The sequence below is a fragment of the Hymenobacter sp. DG01 genome, from assembly GCF_006352025.1.
Classification (GTDB): domain Bacteria; phylum Bacteroidota; class Bacteroidia; order Cytophagales; family Hymenobacteraceae; genus Hymenobacter.
On record NZ_CP040937.1, the window covers coordinates 123,374 to 137,780 of the forward strand.

Annotated in this window: 15 protein-coding genes and 2 pseudogenes; 7 read left to right on the forward strand and 10 right to left on the reverse strand. The window is 52.7% G+C overall.

Features of this window, described 5'->3' with window-relative positions; genetic code table 11:
• The first annotated feature begins 400 nt into the window (after nt 1-400).
• The 3 genes and pseudogenes from FGZ14_RS20745 to FGZ14_RS20760 all read left to right on the forward strand — a co-directional run bounded on the left by FGZ14_RS20745 (nt 401) and on the right by FGZ14_RS20760 (nt 3,205).
• On the forward strand, nt 401-1,219 hold the full coding sequence (locus tag FGZ14_RS20745) for a phosphatase PAP2 family protein (RefSeq protein WP_081910978.1): 819 nt from the start codon (nt 401-403) through the stop codon (nt 1,217-1,219).
• Between the two features lie 24 nt (nt 1,220-1,243).
• Nucleotides 1,244-2,040 (forward strand): annotated as a pseudogene (locus FGZ14_RS21835) (hypothetical protein).
• 274 nt (nt 2,041-2,314) lie between these two features.
• Nucleotides 2,315-3,205 (forward strand): hypothetical protein, encoded by an 891-nt coding sequence (locus FGZ14_RS20760; protein ID WP_139926228.1) that lies wholly within the window; start codon nt 2,315-2,317, stop codon nt 3,203-3,205.
• Nucleotides 3,206-3,312: 107 nt separating this feature from the next.
• Here FGZ14_RS20760 and FGZ14_RS22185 read toward each other — a convergent pair whose 3' ends face one another.
• From FGZ14_RS22185 to FGZ14_RS22195, 5 genes are all read right to left on the reverse strand, one after another.
• The gene (locus FGZ14_RS22185) at nt 3,313-3,585 is read right to left on the reverse strand and encodes an efflux RND transporter permease subunit (RefSeq protein WP_231569839.1); all 273 of its coding nucleotides are present in this window, start codon (nt 3,583-3,585) and stop codon (nt 3,313-3,315) included.
• 209 nt (nt 3,586-3,794) lie between these two features.
• On the reverse strand, nt 3,795-3,929 hold the full coding sequence (locus tag FGZ14_RS22190; protein ID WP_257883441.1) for a hypothetical protein: 135 nt from the start codon (nt 3,927-3,929) through the stop codon (nt 3,795-3,797).
• A 494-nt stretch (nt 3,930-4,423) separates the two neighbouring features.
• Nucleotides 4,424-5,332 (reverse strand): hypothetical protein, encoded by a 909-nt coding sequence (locus FGZ14_RS20770; RefSeq protein WP_044019291.1) that lies wholly within the window; start codon nt 5,330-5,332, stop codon nt 4,424-4,426.
• Between the two features lie 673 nt (nt 5,333-6,005).
• On the reverse strand, nt 6,006-6,260 hold the full coding sequence (locus tag FGZ14_RS20775) for a hypothetical protein (protein ID WP_044019292.1): 255 nt from the start codon (nt 6,258-6,260) through the stop codon (nt 6,006-6,008).
• Nucleotides 6,261-6,368: 108 nt separating this feature from the next.
• Nucleotides 6,369-7,922, reverse strand: a complete 1,554-nt coding sequence (locus FGZ14_RS22195) for a hypothetical protein (RefSeq protein ID WP_257883442.1) — start codon at nt 7,920-7,922, stop codon at nt 6,369-6,371.
• 310 nt (nt 7,923-8,232) lie between these two features.
• Between FGZ14_RS22195 and FGZ14_RS22200 the strand changes: the two genes are divergently transcribed.
• From FGZ14_RS22200 to FGZ14_RS20790, 3 genes are all read left to right on the forward strand, one after another.
• Nucleotides 8,233-8,367 (forward strand): hypothetical protein, encoded by a 135-nt coding sequence (locus FGZ14_RS22200; protein ID WP_257883443.1) that lies wholly within the window; start codon nt 8,233-8,235, stop codon nt 8,365-8,367.
• Nucleotides 8,368-9,512: 1,145 nt separating this feature from the next.
• Nucleotides 9,513-10,172 carry an AAA family ATPase gene (locus tag FGZ14_RS20785; protein ID WP_139926230.1) on the forward strand — a complete coding sequence of 220 codons (660 nt, stop codon included), beginning with the start codon at nt 9,513-9,515 and terminating at the stop codon, nt 10,170-10,172.
• A gap of 76 nt (nt 10,173-10,248) precedes the next feature.
• Nucleotides 10,249-10,557, forward strand: coding sequence for a hypothetical protein (locus FGZ14_RS20790; protein WP_125433715.1), 309 nt, complete (start codon nt 10,249-10,251; stop codon nt 10,555-10,557).
• A gap of 128 nt (nt 10,558-10,685) precedes the next feature.
• Here FGZ14_RS20790 and FGZ14_RS20795 read toward each other — a convergent pair whose 3' ends face one another.
• The 5 genes and pseudogenes from FGZ14_RS20795 to FGZ14_RS22385 form a co-directional block, all read right to left on the reverse strand.
• Nucleotides 10,686-11,129, reverse strand: coding sequence for a hypothetical protein (locus tag FGZ14_RS20795; RefSeq protein WP_139926232.1), 444 nt, complete (start codon nt 11,127-11,129; stop codon nt 10,686-10,688).
• 177 nt (nt 11,130-11,306) lie between these two features.
• Nucleotides 11,307-12,077, reverse strand: coding sequence for a Fic family protein (locus FGZ14_RS20800; protein ID WP_139926234.1), 771 nt, complete (start codon nt 12,075-12,077; stop codon nt 11,307-11,309).
• Nucleotides 12,074-12,364, reverse strand: a complete 291-nt coding sequence (locus FGZ14_RS20805; RefSeq protein WP_139926236.1) for a hypothetical protein — start codon at nt 12,362-12,364, stop codon at nt 12,074-12,076. The genes FGZ14_RS20800 and FGZ14_RS20805 overlap by 4 nt, the downstream gene beginning before the upstream one ends.
• A gap of 25 nt (nt 12,365-12,389) precedes the next feature.
• A complete protein-coding gene (locus tag FGZ14_RS22380; protein ID WP_374221717.1) occupies nt 12,390-12,830 on the reverse strand; it encodes a hypothetical protein in 441 nt (146 codons plus the stop codon).
• A 117-nt stretch (nt 12,831-12,947) separates the two neighbouring features.
• Nucleotides 12,948-13,327 (reverse strand): annotated as a pseudogene (locus FGZ14_RS22385) (replication initiation protein); the annotation flags it as partial.
• Nucleotides 13,328-14,041: 714 nt separating this feature from the next.
• Here FGZ14_RS22385 and FGZ14_RS21840 point away from each other — a divergent pair.
• Complete coding sequence (locus FGZ14_RS21840; protein WP_180754658.1) at nt 14,042-14,188, forward strand: hypothetical protein; 147 nt, start codon at nt 14,042-14,044, stop codon at nt 14,186-14,188.
• The last annotated feature ends 219 nt before the right edge of the window (nt 14,189-14,407 follow it).

Here is a 14,407-nt window from a genome sequence, read left to right on the forward strand (position 1 = left end):
CGCAACTGGGTTACGGTCCGCAGCTCCGGGGCCAGTACGCTACCCCTACCACGACAACGACGGGTGTCCCGTTGGTCAGCAGGTGAAGGCTGGAGGTGAGTGGCAATACTACGAGCCCACCCGAATCGAGGAAACTCGGGCACGCTGCCCCCACTGCGTGTCCCTGGACGCTGCTTATACTCGGGAAACGTAAGCCGCAAGACTCTGCTAGCTGCTGTTCTCAGCACGAACCTAATGGGTGCGGATTAGATAGATACGCACGAAGGAAAGCTCAACCACAGCCGCTCCAGAGTAAGCTTTAAAACTCAGATTTCCGCCAGAATCCGCCGTTAGGTTTGCGCGATTTCAGAACTCTTTTCCTCGCTGATGCGGGCCATGGTTACACACTAGCTACCAACATATGCGTATTGCATCGTCTTGCCGCGCCGTTTTCGCGGCGATAGTTCTGAGCCTGTCCATGCCGGCCTACGCCCAGATTCCCCAGAATCCGCCCACGCCGGCCGCGGACTCACTGCACAAATTCGAGGTGCCCGCGGCGGCGGCACCACCAGCTTCCAAACCCTGGTACAAGGGCAAACTGGTGAAGGCCAGCATTGTGCCCGCGCTGCTTATCGGCTACGGGGCCTATACCTTCAACGGGGGAGGCTTTTACACTAATCAGCAAGCCAACCGCGACATTCACAAGCTGTTTCCCACCTACCGTACGCGGCTGGACGACATCTTGATTTTTGCCCCCTATGCCGAGCTGGGATTGGTAGCCCTCTCGGGAGTAGAGTCACGCGACGACCGGCTGAACACCCTGCTGGTTATCGGCAAGTCGGAGTTATTCATGCTGGCATCCGTATTCGCGGTCAAAAACCTAACTCGGGAAACCCGCCCCGACGGTTCTGATAACCTTTCCTTCCCGTCAGGGCATACGGCCCAGGCGTTCTTGGCCGCTAGCATCGTGCACACGGAGTTCCGCGACAAAAGCCAGTGGTATGGCATTGGTGCTTATACTATCGCTACCAGCGTAGCGGCCCTGCGCATGATCAACAACAAGCACTGGCAGAGCGACGTGGTGGCGGGCGCGGGCTTCGGTATTCTCTCCGCACACCTGGGCTATCTTACCCACCGCAACCGCTGGGGCCGGCAGCCGCGCCTGGTAGGCCTGAACGTGGCTCCGGCCTATTTTGGCGGTGGCACATCCGGCCTGACGCTGAGCTGGCGCGCTCATTAACTGGCTGGCCTCATGCAGACCGCGCTGAAGAAAATCCCGGAAGTCACCCTACTCTTCTGGGTGATGAAGATCTGTGCCACCACCTTGGGCGAAACGGCCGGGGACCTGCTGGCGCAAACCCTGAACGTGGGTTACGGGGTTAGCTCCCTATTGCTGCTGGGCGTGTTCCTGGTCGTCCTGGCTGCCCAGCTAGTTGTCAGTCGGTACATCCCCGCGCTGTATTGGGCCGTGATTCTGGCCACCAGCACGGCGGGCACCACCATGTCAGACTACATGGACCGGACCATGGGTTTAGGCTACGCTACTGGTTCAGCGTTGCTGGTAACGCTGCTGGCCGTAATACTGGGGCTATGGCGGCTTAACGAAAAACCCTCTCGGTCAGTACGATTACCACTCGCCGGGGGGAGCGGTTTTACTGGACTGCCATTCTATTTTTCAACACGCTGGGCACGGCCTTGGGCCACTATATGGCCGACTACTCCGGCTTAGGGATCGCCGGAGGGGCGCTGCTTATTGGATCCCTGCTAGCCCTGGTCGTGCTGGCGTACTACTTCACCCACCTGTCGCACGTGCTCCTGTTTTGGGTGGCGTTCGTGCTCACCCGCCCGTTCGGAACTACGTTCGGCGACTTGTTAACCAAACCCTTGGCTAAACATGGCCTTGGCTTCGGCACGCAGGGATCCTCGCTGACTCTATTTGCGTTACTGGTTATTCTAGTCGCCTACACCACCTGGCGTCCCCATCGCGCTGACCTGGCAAATCCACGTCCGTTATACCCGAAGGGTAGATATTTCGCGGCAAGCGCACTAGATGCTTTGTAGCCGGATGGTGCGATAGGAGGGTAGTAGAGTATCCGCGGCTCAGCAGTTTTTCCTGCGCAGCAGTTGGTATTATGAATTAATGACTTAGAAGGTTTGTGAATTAGTATTTTTTCGATTTCCATGGAATTACACTAAGTTAGTTCCCACCAGCTAGGGCCTCAGGTCCGGGGGGAGTGAGGATTTTTAGCCCTCCTGATAGAGTAGCATACCCTCTGCTACTTTGGCCGCCCCGTGCGGCTGAATGCCCTTACATATACATACCCTACTTACGCCAGTGAAAAATACCCCGCTCAACCTATGTAACACGCGCCCCCATGGCGGTGAATACGGCCTGTACGTTGCGCTACGAGAACGGGCCGACAATGTCATGAATGCGGAAACCGAGTCAATTTACGGCCACAAACCCGCTCGGTACCTGCTGCAGGAAATAGCGGCCGGCCACAAAGCGTACTCGGAGTTGCTGATCAGTGAAGGCACCGCCATTGGGAGAAGGGAAACCAAAGAAATCCTGCAGGAACTGGCCCTACTGCACACCCACTTCTGGCAGCCAGGCAGAGTTTTGCGGGTCCGCTTTCTGGGTGGGGAGGCGCATGTGCACCGTCAAATTGAGACAATCGCCAAAACGTGGGAAACCCATGCCAACATCACGTTTGACTTTATTACGCAGGGGGAGGCGGAAGTAAGAATTAGCTTTACCCGTAGCGGCTCTTGGTCCTTGGTAGGCACGGATGCGCTGACGGAACGCGATCAGAATAAAGCCACGATGAATTTTGATCTCTCGGATGAAACGACCAGTCCGGACGCTTTCCCGGCTACGATACTGCACGAATTTGGCCATTGCCTGGGGTGCGTGCACGAGCATCAGAGTCCGGCAGCTGCTATCCAGTGGAACAAGCCCCTGATCTACAGCCGCCTGTTTCAAGCCTACGGGTGGGATCGGCAGAAAGTGGACACCAATTTCTTTGAACAAGCGGAAAAAGAGCTTATCACGAATTCCGGGTATGATCCGCTTTCGATTATGCACTATAGTTTCCCCCCAGATTTCACCGTCCCCCACACGCATAGGCCGCCTAATACCCAGCTTTCTGCCCAGGACATTGCGTTCATTGGTCGGTGTTATCCTTTTCCTGCGTCGAGCAGCGCATCCACGCTACTGAAGGGGTAGGGGCTGCACGTTAGCTCTTCTGGCCAATTTGACGCGCTACCTCGTTCTTATTACGGGTGCATCAAGCTTAACTGCGTCGGCCAGCCGCAGCAGACTGGGTGACACTACTAAAAGCAGGGGCAGGGCCAGCAGTAGCCCCCAATAACGGCAATGGCCAGGGTCAGTAAGGCAGAAATAGCGGCCAGCGCGGTCATCAGCTTAGGCCGCAGGCGGGCGACAATAGCGTAGCCGATGGCCTGGTCCACGGGGTTACCCTCGGCGCGGTTGTCAGAAAATGGCTGCAGCGTGAAGATTGCATTCTCCCCGATGATGTCCACCACCATAATCAGGCCGGTGCACGAGCTTACATGGAGGGGAGTGGGGGTGAAGTGCTGCGCCAGGCTGCCGCCGGCCGGCCCAGAACGGCCACCAGCAAAAGCAGTCCCGCGGCCTTCACGTCCCTAAATAGAAACAGCCCCACGGCAAATACGAGCAGGCACGCCGTAATCAGGATGGTGAGTAGCTCTTGAAACGACTGCTGCTGCTCGGCGTAGGATCCCCCGTACTACTTGAAGTAGCTGCCCGGCGGCAGGGGCACCAACTGGGCCAGTCACTGCTGGATGTCGCGCATGACTCCGCCTGGGTCGCGGTCGTCGAGGCGGGCGGTGACGCTCATCATAGCTTGCAGGTTTTCCGCACCAGCTCCGCGTCGGCAGCGCTGATGCGGACCGCCACCAGTATACACACGCGGCAGCAAAGCGAGCAATGGGGTGAGTGGATAGGCAAAAGCACGGGAATTGAGTGAGGCAGCAAAACAAGCACTCAAATCTGCAGGAAAATTGCAGCACCTTGTACGTATTACGCCAGCTTGCTCTGCATGTATTGCCTAGTAAGGAGGCGTCGGCCCCAAAACCAAAAAAGCGAACCGGTAGTAGTTCGCTTTTTTGAAAACATCATGCAGAGCACCAGAGTAGAGCCGACGCAGGCAGGCCAAACTCGCGCAAAGCTCTGCTCTAACTGGTATTGACCAACCAGTCAAAGTCCAGTACCGGCTAGGACCGGAGTGTGCGTCACTACGCAAGCTTGCCAGCCCGCGATGCAAGTGTAGGTGTGAGGTTACCCGTAAGGACAAGTCCAAGGCTTAGCGGGAAAGATTCGACGCCTACAAAGTAGGTGTCGAATCTTTTCTTCTGAACTACTGCCTTAACTGCTTGCCTTTTGCGACGTTAGGCAATTCGGTCAGAGATTTTGGGTGCCGGTTCCTGCATATCCAGTTATGCTCTCGATGGGTAAGGGAACCGCATTGCCATTAACCAGCACGTAGTAATTTTTTTCCGAGATGTACACCACCTCGACAGGTGCCTGCAGCACAGCTGGGGAGGTAATAGCCCCACTTTTTACCAGCTTGTCAAGCGCTTCTGCCTGCAGGTAAAAGCGGGTGAAGTAGGGCCGCCCACCGCCCAACTGCAACGGCATCCAGCGATAGAAGAGCACTCCGTATAACACGCACGCTACCAGGAGAAAAGTAATGCCTGCTATAGCAGTCCACACTGCTCGCTGGAGCGAAGGTTTTTCCCTAATCCGGCGCATCTGCCGAACTATTACTTGGCAGACCACTCCACTGGAGATGAAGTACAGGATGAGTAAGCTCATGCCATATACGCCTACCCATATTATTACAACAGCCAGTAGTAGGTAGAACCACGGCAGTCCATGCTTTTTGCCCCAGTTAGGGGTATCCGCAGCCGGTTTAAGCGCCGCAAATAAGCATATACTGGCTGCAACAAATGCGCCGGCTATGATCACTACTTTCATGGGCGTAACCGATTCAGCCGTTGCCGAGAAGCTCCCCGTTATGGTGAACGCAACGCATCCATACCCAAGAGCTCCCAGCACGGCAAACGCGGCATCCACGATAGGTATAGGTACCTGCTCTTGTTCGTGCGTGCTATAGTAGGCTATTAGTACGGGAGGTAGCGTAAAGCCTAAGAAGCTGATGCCCGCTTTGATATAGTTAAAGCTCAACCAACTTGCTTCTGTCAGATTGTGAGTCGCTAGGTACATATTCACAATCAGGTAACCGGCCGCGTAGAGGGCGAACAATCCCATGGTTACAAGTGATTCGGACGACACTTCAGATACTTTCATGTAGGGTAAGTAAAATAGAAAGTTAAACTACCACGTGTGTCAGAGGCTTATCAGCCTTCTTTGCCCACTCTCAGTGATCTTATACCGGGCCTAACGTACCTATACGAGCTGAATACAATGCTATTGCGGCGTGATAGTTTTACTAATAGCACACGTTTCCGCGCTCCGGGCAACTAGTCAGGTGCTGTAGTTGCTCAGTTTGCTGTCCGGCAGGAAGTAAAGGTTATTAAACGGCTGGCCGATCGTTTCTTCTTATCCGATAAGCGTGTATATTCCAACACGTAGATACCTGTTGTACCCATAACCACTACCAATTACCATGGCTATCAAACCCGGCCCTAAGCCTAAGAAAGAAGATGGTACTCCGGACAGAAGAAGACGGGTCACGGAAGAAAACAGACCGAAACACCCCGATCTGAAACCGCATAAGCATAAGAAAGGCGACTAGTCGGCCTTCCTGCGACTTACAGTAAGTCGCCTTGACGAGGTCTCAACGCCCCACAACAGTATGCGCCACGGCAAAGCCCCTCGCTCGCTATCCTCAGGAAGTGACGCGAGGGGCTTTGCACAGGGTTCGCTATGACCGTGCTGGCCGTGTAGTGCTTACTCCCCGGGTTACACGCGTAAGCTATTTGCGCCTCTTGGTAGACAATAGCTAATCTGCCTACCCGGTTCAGTGCGAAAGAGCAGACGCGGACGCCGGCTCTCCGGCTTGCTTATCGTCCTTTTTGCTCAGATAGACCAGCAGCCCCACGGCTGCGAGAGCGCCTAGTTTGCAAGCCGTTGGATGTTTCTGATAGAACTTCACTCCTTTTTTGGCTTTACCGAGCAGAACCTCGCTTTTTTCAATACCCTTCAGGGCTAAGTCAGAAAAGGATTCCTTGGCTTTTTTACGAGCCCGCTTGTACCGCGTGACGGATTGATTCATAGAATGGGGTAGTGTAGTTAGAAGTGGCCTTGATTAAAAGTTTAGTCCCAAAATTACGGCTTCCTAAAACAACGCCGCTTTCGCCGCAAACCCACTTTGTTTGAAGGCTTATCTGTTTTTGAAATAGGTGGTTGCCCGGGTAAAATCCTGGGCTATGTCCAAAATTTGATTGATTTCCGTAGGCAACTGGTCCACATCGACGCGGAGCGAAATCAACTTAGCAAACGCGACTTTATCGAAAGTGGCCTGCTTTTTCTGAAACATTATGCGCTTCACGTTGGAGAGGAAGTCTTTCGTGGTGTCGAAGTCAGATACCAAAATTTCTTCACCATCGGGATACAATTCATTGAGCGTTTGCACGGCATAGGGTAATTCGAACAAGTCCTCGAAGGTGCCCTGTTCGATGAATACCATCCGGTACTTGTGCTTGTTATCTTTCACGATACGCTCGATGTTGTCCCGCTCCTTTTTGGCATCCGAATCCAGCAGGCAAATCATCTTGCGGTTTGGGTATTTGGCCCGGAACGTGAGGAAATCGGCGGCAAGCTTCTCCTTGGACTTGGAGTTGTACACTTGAATGCCGCGCTGTGACAAGATGAAGTGTTTGCGGAAGGCAAGAATGGGAATCGCGATTTCCTCGCTCTCGCCTTCCACTAAAATCAAGCATTCTGGATTGTCGATGCGGTTTAACTCGGGGAGAAACTGATTCAGGTGCTTGGCCAAGTTTTGTGTATAGTTATCCCGAAACTCCTGCAAGTGCAAGAGTCCAATAGCAATGCCCAGCTTCTTGTTATCAACCAAGTATTTGTACTGCAGTACTTCCTCTGGTACTTCAATGGTCGTTTTGTCCCCGCAGCACGGGCAAATGACATCGTCCCTAAAGTGCGCTTTATTGGCTGCCGCCAAGCGCCGAATAGCGGCAAAGTCCTCTTTGAAAGAAGTAAGTTCGGGCTCCTGCTCAAACCCGGTGAGGCCGTAGCGTTTGAATAATTCGTGGTCAACCGGAAAATAGGAGTTTCGCAAGGCCTCCGGCATTCCAAATGAGGGTGCTTGAACTTTCGCAACGGCCGAAAAGGCAATGGCAAGACGTTCGAACTGATGGCGCAACGCGGCATTGTAGCGGTTCTGGAAAAGAGCCAACTCCGTCAGCGGCGGGAAGTTCATGAGCCGAAACAGCAGCAGCAACTCTTCCCGGCGCGTGCGAGGCAGTAGGGAAGGTGGCAATAGATTGGCCAAGCCGTTGCCGAAGCCCAGGCGGGTAAGGCCTGTTTTCTCCGCAACATCCTGAAAATCCGACTCCAGTTGCTCGTCTGTGATCTGCGTCAGCGTTTGTAGATCGTCCAACTCGCGAGTGGTGGCCAGCTCCGCCGTGAGTTCACAGAGCAGCATGGTGTAGGGTGTAACCTCCATCTGCCAGGTATGCTCGTAAGGAAAAAGAGGCAAGAATTCCTCATATAGCAGTTCCAGAGTTGCCTTCCACAGTGCTTGGTATAAGAAAAACTTATCGGTGATGAGTAGAACTTCATCAGCCTTAGGCGGCTCAACTATAAGTAGGCGCAGCAAGCTGTTGATACTGTCGTCAACCTCAAAGTGCAGCACGCGGTTGCATGCGCCCTTGATAACGCCTAAATAGGCTTCTTTCACAACTGGTTTGAAATCCATCGGTTCTTATCGTTGATTGCCTCATGGCCGCCACTGGGAGCTGGTCAGGAAGGGTACCTACGGCGTTTTTAACGATTAGATAGACTTCGGGTCTAGTCAGCGCGTGGTCACCCAAAGCAAGTACAGGTAAAAATTCTACCAACGGGAAATTCCATTCTATTTTCCCGCCGGGCGGGCCGTAGCACTGCCGCCGGTTGGCCCCCCCGTGTGGTGGGGCGGCTGGACCTGATGCGCAACCGACTTGCCTTATCCGATGCTGGCTGGCGGGGGCCTTATTGTTCGGGGCCCTGGCGCTGCTGCTCGAGCTGCCATGCGGGCGAAGAAGCAGTTTGTGCGCGAGCAGCAGAGCTGGGTGGGCTACGTCAACCAAACGCGCTTCTCCCGGCGCTGGGGCAGCTGGGATGACCTGCATATGCGGCAGCACGACCACTTCGTGATCTGCTGATGGCTCAGGTTGCGCATCAGGCGCAGGTTTTTTAGGCGAAAATGCAAGCTCATGGGCGAAGGTTTTTACAAAGCTGTGGGGTGGCAAGGAGGAAAGCCAGCAGGTTCCACCTTTTCACCACGGAGGTAGCGTGAGTGCTACACCACAGGCTACCCAAGGCGTTTGCAGACAACAGATGTCGTATGAGTAACGGTAGAAGCCGAGTGAGTCGCCCGTATGGATATTCAGGCAAAAGCCCCCTATCCTGGAGAATGTTAGGCAGATTGAGTAGCAGGAGTTATAGGGTCAGCAAACCAGCGCAAATAGGAATTAGAAGGCTAGCCAAAAGGGCATTGTTACGTTAGATATTATTTATTGAATATAATGACATATAAAATATCACTATTCAGCGATGTATAACATCTGGGTTGCAAAATGCTGGCTACATGTGCAATGTATTGCAATAGAGCAGTTTAATGATAGTGCACAGAACAGGGTATATACGAACTGTCTTCCTATATATGGATGGGCAGAAGGTAGCTGTTGGGAACATGCGTAGGGACCGAATGCCATGGTTATGCTATCAATTGGCGATATGCCGCTACTAGACATCGCCGCATTACCAGGAAGTCAATATGCTGTCCGTATTCGATGTCATTACTATAGGTGGTTACTTCCGACGGAGCCGAAGCATAAAGCAGCAATAAGCCAGTTGCTCCGATGAAGTCAATTACTGCTCTGCCTGAGTTCCGATATGCATTGCTACTTGCCTTGGCTGCAGGTACATGGATATTAATGTATACTCTATGGAGCTATAATACAGTAGAGAGCGGAAGGCCTGCTTGGGAAGATGAGGCATCCTTTCTTATAGTTATCCCCGCCTATTTCTTATTTATCTGTACCTGCTTTGGCGCCTGTGCCTATCTTTCCCATTCGTGGCAACGCTGGCGCGATCCAACATATCCGCGGGCTGGAAGGGTAGCATTCGTACTCTTGTTTTCGCCAGCTGCACTGATGTTCCCGCTGTGGTGCCTCAACATATTAAGCACCCTGATACATCCATGACAGCAGCCGACTACCAAATAGTAGCGTTCTATTGCTAGTTCAAATTGAACAACTAGTTTTACAACTAAATAGACAACCCATACCAGTTCAAATACGACAACATGATCTACACAGTAGGTGGCATTAAAGGAGGCAGTGGTAAAACCACGATAGCAACGAATCTGACGATCTACCTGCTCCAGCAAGGCCGTGACGTCATCCTCATTGATGCCGACGATCAGGAGTCGGCTACGGACTTCACGTCTTTTCGTCACCAGTCACTAGACGGCGACTTGGGTTACACCGCCGTTAAAGTGACGGGCCGCGAACTCAATGCTCAGGTGCAGCGCTTGGCCACGAAATGCGACGACATTGTCATTGATACTGGTGGCCGGGATACCGTCAGCCAGCGCTCGGCTCTGACCATCTCGCACGTGTACCTGGTTCCATTTGCTCCCCGCTCGCTCGACATCTGGACGCTACGCAAAGTGGAGAACCTGATAGCCGAGGTAGCTCCATTCAATCCCGGGTTGTGTTCGCTCACCTTCATCAACAAGGCCGACGCCCGCGGCACCTACAAGGAAGAAGCGGCGGAGTTGTTGCGGGGCTCTGAGTACCTGCAGTTCCTAGAGACATCGGTAGGCAATCGTATCTCCTTTGCTAATGCTGCAGCTGCTGGGCTGGGTGTATTGGAGATGAAATCCACAGATGACAAAGCCACCGCCGAAATCAACGAGCTGTGCCAGAGCATGCAAGCAGCAATAGAAGCAACTAGAAAGTAAACCATTTACGCATCTAGTTTTACAACTAAAAAAACTTGTTTAAACAGATGCGTTACGACAATATAAAGTACAACCCATGGCCATCAAGAAACCTAAACTGGGCCTCCCTCCTACGCCTCCGACTTCATTGTCTAATGCTGCGATGCAGGAGATGATCAACAAGGGGGGATCAGTGCTCGAGCCGGCTACCAGTACTGCCAAAGCGGAGCCTGAAGAAGACAAACTCAAGTCCTTTACCTTCAAAATCTACGAGAGCGAGTTGGCGCAGATTCGAGCTATTCAGGACAGCTTGCCGAAGCGCGACCGTATTTCAATTCACGACTTTGTATTGGCTGCCGTGAAGGAAAAGATTGGAAAGATGACGAAAAAGAGCAACTCGAAATAGTTGCTCTTTTAGTTGTAAAACCAGTTGATAGTGTAGAGTTATCTGAAAGTCGAAAATACAGTGAATTAGGTAGTTTGACCGTTTTCATGGACAGCTTAGCCATGGAGCCGAGTGTGATGGTTGAATGGTTATTCTGGAGCCGTCGGCGCGGGAAGGGGGTAGTGGGTACGCCACCACTCGCGTAGGAAGGGTGAGAGGCGAAACGCCTCCTCGTCTAGGTTGGCTTCTTCCGCCTGCCAGACGCACCAATACTCGGCCGTCGTGACGAGCGCTTCAGGGTCGTGGTATAACAGCGCCTTGATATGGGGCCACGCGGCCCGTAATTCGTCGTCGGTCAACGCGCCGTTAGAAGCCGCTTCTAGGATCAATTCCAGCACGACGATGCGTCGTGCCGGGGCGGCGTGACCATTGATTTGACCGTACAAGCAGAAGTATTGCGCCAAGTCTGCCGTCTCCGCCACCTCCCACGGCCAGTCCTGCATGCCATCGTGGTATCTAAGCCCTAACTGCTGGGCAGCCCATTGCGCAGCCTCAGCGGTCCAGTACTGCGGCGGTGGAACGGGTTTTTGCATAACGAAGCGAAGGAGACAACTAAGGGTTCTGGATAATGATCAATTTCCTGAATGTGCTATCGTTCCGTTTTCTCACAGGCCCCTACGATTGGTACATTGACTGTATGAATCACAACGATGCAACATTGTTTTAAACTAAATATAGAAGTTATATATGTTGTAGAATTAGTTGTAAATCTAGCTGCTCAAAAAATAGTGATTCAATGATTTAATGTGCTGGGATACCATGAATATTCGAAACACATCTAAATCCTCACTCTGACGGCTGGCCTCCAACGCTGCGAAGTATTCTCTCTTGTCCTCGCGGAACACAACAGTAAGAGGCTGCCCGAAATACTGTTGGATGTAGTTCATCAGCAGACGGGAGGTGCGGCCGTTGCCGTCATTGAATGGATGGATGCTTACAAGCTGCTGGTGTGCATCAAAGGCAATGTACAGTTGGTCCTGCAGCGTTGTGGCGGTATTCATGCGTTGACGGAGCCTCTGAGTAAGCTGCTCCACCATGGCAGGGACTTTCTGGGCATTGGGGAATGAACTGGCACCCATGATGGATACCTTGTCGACGCGGAAGTCGCCCCGGGCAGCATCCGTACTACCCAGGATGCTGTTGGTCCGCAATCCGGTGGTCCGCATCACGGCGCCGGCCATCTCCTGCAGCAGTTGCACCGAGACGGGGCGCTTCTCGTCGGCCCACTGCAGGGCCATATCCAATGCCTGCGCGTGGTCGGCCAGCATGTCGTAGCCATCCCACGGCAATGTCGGATCGATGACAGCCTCTTCCTTCACCAGGAAGTCGAAGGCCGACTGTACGGTTACCCGCGACCCCTCGATCATCGTTGAGTGGGCCGATACTAGCACGTGGTTCAACTGTTGACGTGATAGCCGGTCCGCCTCGGGCAGTTGGTTTACCAAGGCTGTCAGACGCTCAATTTCCTCCCACTCACTCATGCTGCCATGGCCTGGCGCAGGCGGTCAACGTCAACGGTGGACAATGCGACCGGGTATTCCAGACCGGAGACGTGAACGACCTGGTGGGCCCAGGCCGCCAGATCGTGCGCGTAGATGACGGGCCGGTCAGTGGCATCATGATATACTGTCTTGCCTTGCATAAAAGCCTCTACGCTGGCACGTAGCGGAGCCGGGATGTCCTCCAGGGCCTTGTCCTGTGGATCGGTCAGTAAGTGCGTCAGATAGGCTCTGAGTGCACGATAAGCTTCTTGGTTGTGAGAGGTCATGGCAGGGTAGGGGAGAAGCTTCAGACTACGCGTTCTTGGCCGGTGATTTGAGCCCGAGCACAGTTAATAGCAGACCGGCCGGGTTCTTGTTGGCTTTAATCTTATCCGTTTTCAGACGGTACATGAATTTGAACAGCTCATTTACGAGTCCTTCGTCCCCGATGATCTGGGCAACGAGCTTCTGGTCCTTGATGCCGAGCGACTCCAGGTGCCGGCGAGCCATCAGGAGCTTCGCCTGCTCGGGGGATTCGTCGAACGGAATCGGGAGCTGCTTGGGCTGCTGTTTGGTCACGTAGAAGCGCACGGCGTTGAAGGAGCGCCCCTGCTTGAGCAGGGTGTACCCGATCTTGAGCTCCGTATTCTCATTGATCTGGCGCACGGCAATGTCGAGTACCTTGGCCTTCAGGTCGCTGATGCGCTGAAACTGCTCCGGCTCTCTCCCCTTGGGATCTTTGAGCTTAAGCATGTGCTTGAACTCATCCAGATCGTAGGTTTTCGTTTCCCCGATATCCTTCCACTGCGAGGCCAGCTGGTAAATACGCTTGGCATACTTGCTGGAGATCTTCAGGGCGGAAAATAGCTGGTAGGAGGTGAAGTTATTCTTCAGCTCGAACAGGTACGGCCGAATGTCTTCCGAAAGGCGAATTCGCAGGAAGCCCTGGCCCTTGACGTACTCCACCTTCTGAAACATCCACAGCTGCACGTACGAATGGTCGTTCTCCACCTCGAACATGCGCGAGCCCATGGACTCGGTGGCTTCCTTCAGTTGCTTGTAGTGCCACTCACGCCCGGTCATGGCCACTACCTCGTTCATGTGAATTTGGTACTCCTGATTGGGCTTATCTCCCGGCGTAGCTTGGAGAGCAGAAAGAATAGGAGATCCAGCTGACAAGCTGTGTAATCATAGCGGGCCGTAGTGATGGCATTATGCTGCCTGACTTCCAGTGATTCAGATGCTTCCATAGGTAGGCGGGATAGATGACAAATATAGAGAGATAGCTAAAAACGACAACCGTTTTTACAAGGCGTTTTTAACTGATAAAAAGTCGTTTTTACCTTACATAATGACTGATAAAAAGTCGTTTTTAACTGATAAAAAGTCGTAGTTCGCTGATAAAAAGTCGTACTAAAAGCTTGTAATAAGCAGTAAAACAGCAAGTTGTGAGCCTTGCAAATAGACAAATACCATAAAAATACACAAGTTGTTGATACGCGCGCAAGTCCAAAACAATAGCTTTTAAGGTATAGGTATATAACGTGGGCGGTTGGGAGAAAAGCAGCAAAAGGAGAAGCACAAAAAAGTTCATAATTAAATTTTGTGATTGTATTATTTTAATACTTAATTATACTATTTATTTATTGGGTTTCATGTGTTACATACTCCCTTAAGGTTTCTTACCATTCCGGCTAGCGGGTGAACAACGACTTTTTATCAGTCAACTAGGTCTTCTGAGTAGCGGCACTCTCGTCAAAACATTGATTGGTGACGAGCTAGCCTACTTTGACTGATAAAAAGTCGTTTCTAAAAGTGGCCAGTTACCTGATTGTTGCGCTATGTCACCTGAGTGTTGACCATCCTACTAAAATTACTCCAAGTCCCGCCGCTGCTATAAGAAGGACTGCTATAGCGATTCAGCCCAATCAGCATACCTTTACTTTGTTCCTTTCTTTACCGCTGTGCGCCTAGTATTCCTGGCTTTCTACCTCAGCTCTTTTCTGTTGGATGCCTTCCTGAGCTGCTCCGGCTCAAAACCTCCTGTTCCCACGAAAACCATGAGCTTTTCGGTTGACGGGCAGAAGTACACTGCCTCCGCCAACCTCTAGGCCGTTCAACGGACGGACAGTATCCTTATCAGCACCTACGTTCCCCAAGTTACACCAGCCCGGCACTCAGCCTCTATGTAAAATTTCCGAAGGAGGTGGGTATATATAACCTTACCACTCCGGCGGTCGGGAGCATGTGTTTCGACCGGAGCGCTCCCGATAGTCCAGAGGGGTACTACGCCGGAACCACCGCTAGCCAGGTGGTGGGCAGCGGCACCA

Coding starts and splice junctions, on each gene's coding strand:
- FGZ14_RS20745 (WP_081910978.1), top strand. CDS start 401: ATGCGTATTGCATCGTCTTGCCGCGCCGTTTTCGCGGCGATAGTTCTG.
- FGZ14_RS20770 (WP_044019291.1), bottom strand. CDS start 5,332: ATGAAAGTATCTGAAGTGTCGTCCGAATCACTTGTAACCATGGGATTG.
- FGZ14_RS20775 (WP_044019292.1), bottom strand. CDS start 6,260: ATGAATCAATCCGTCACGCGGTACAAGCGGGCTCGTAAAAAAGCCAAG.
- FGZ14_RS22195 (WP_257883442.1), bottom strand. CDS start 7,922: ATGGATTTCAAACCAGTTGTGAAAGAAGCCTATTTAGGCGTTATCAAG.
- FGZ14_RS22200 (WP_257883443.1), top strand. CDS start 8,233: ATGCGGGCGAAGAAGCAGTTTGTGCGCGAGCAGCAGAGCTGGGTGGGC.
- FGZ14_RS20785 (WP_139926230.1), top strand. CDS start 9,513: ATGATCTACACAGTAGGTGGCATTAAAGGAGGCAGTGGTAAAACCACG.
- FGZ14_RS20790 (WP_125433715.1), top strand. CDS start 10,249: ATGGCCATCAAGAAACCTAAACTGGGCCTCCCTCCTACGCCTCCGACT.
- FGZ14_RS20795 (WP_139926232.1), bottom strand. CDS start 11,129: ATGCAAAAACCCGTTCCACCGCCGCAGTACTGGACCGCTGAGGCTGCG.
- FGZ14_RS20800 (WP_139926234.1), bottom strand. CDS start 12,077: ATGAGTGAGTGGGAGGAAATTGAGCGTCTGACAGCCTTGGTAAACCAA.
- FGZ14_RS20805 (WP_139926236.1), bottom strand. CDS start 12,364: ATGACCTCTCACAACCAAGAAGCTTATCGTGCACTCAGAGCCTATCTG.
- FGZ14_RS22380 (WP_374221717.1), bottom strand. CDS start 12,830: ATGCTTAAGCTCAAAGATCCCAAGGGGAGAGAGCCGGAGCAGTTTCAG.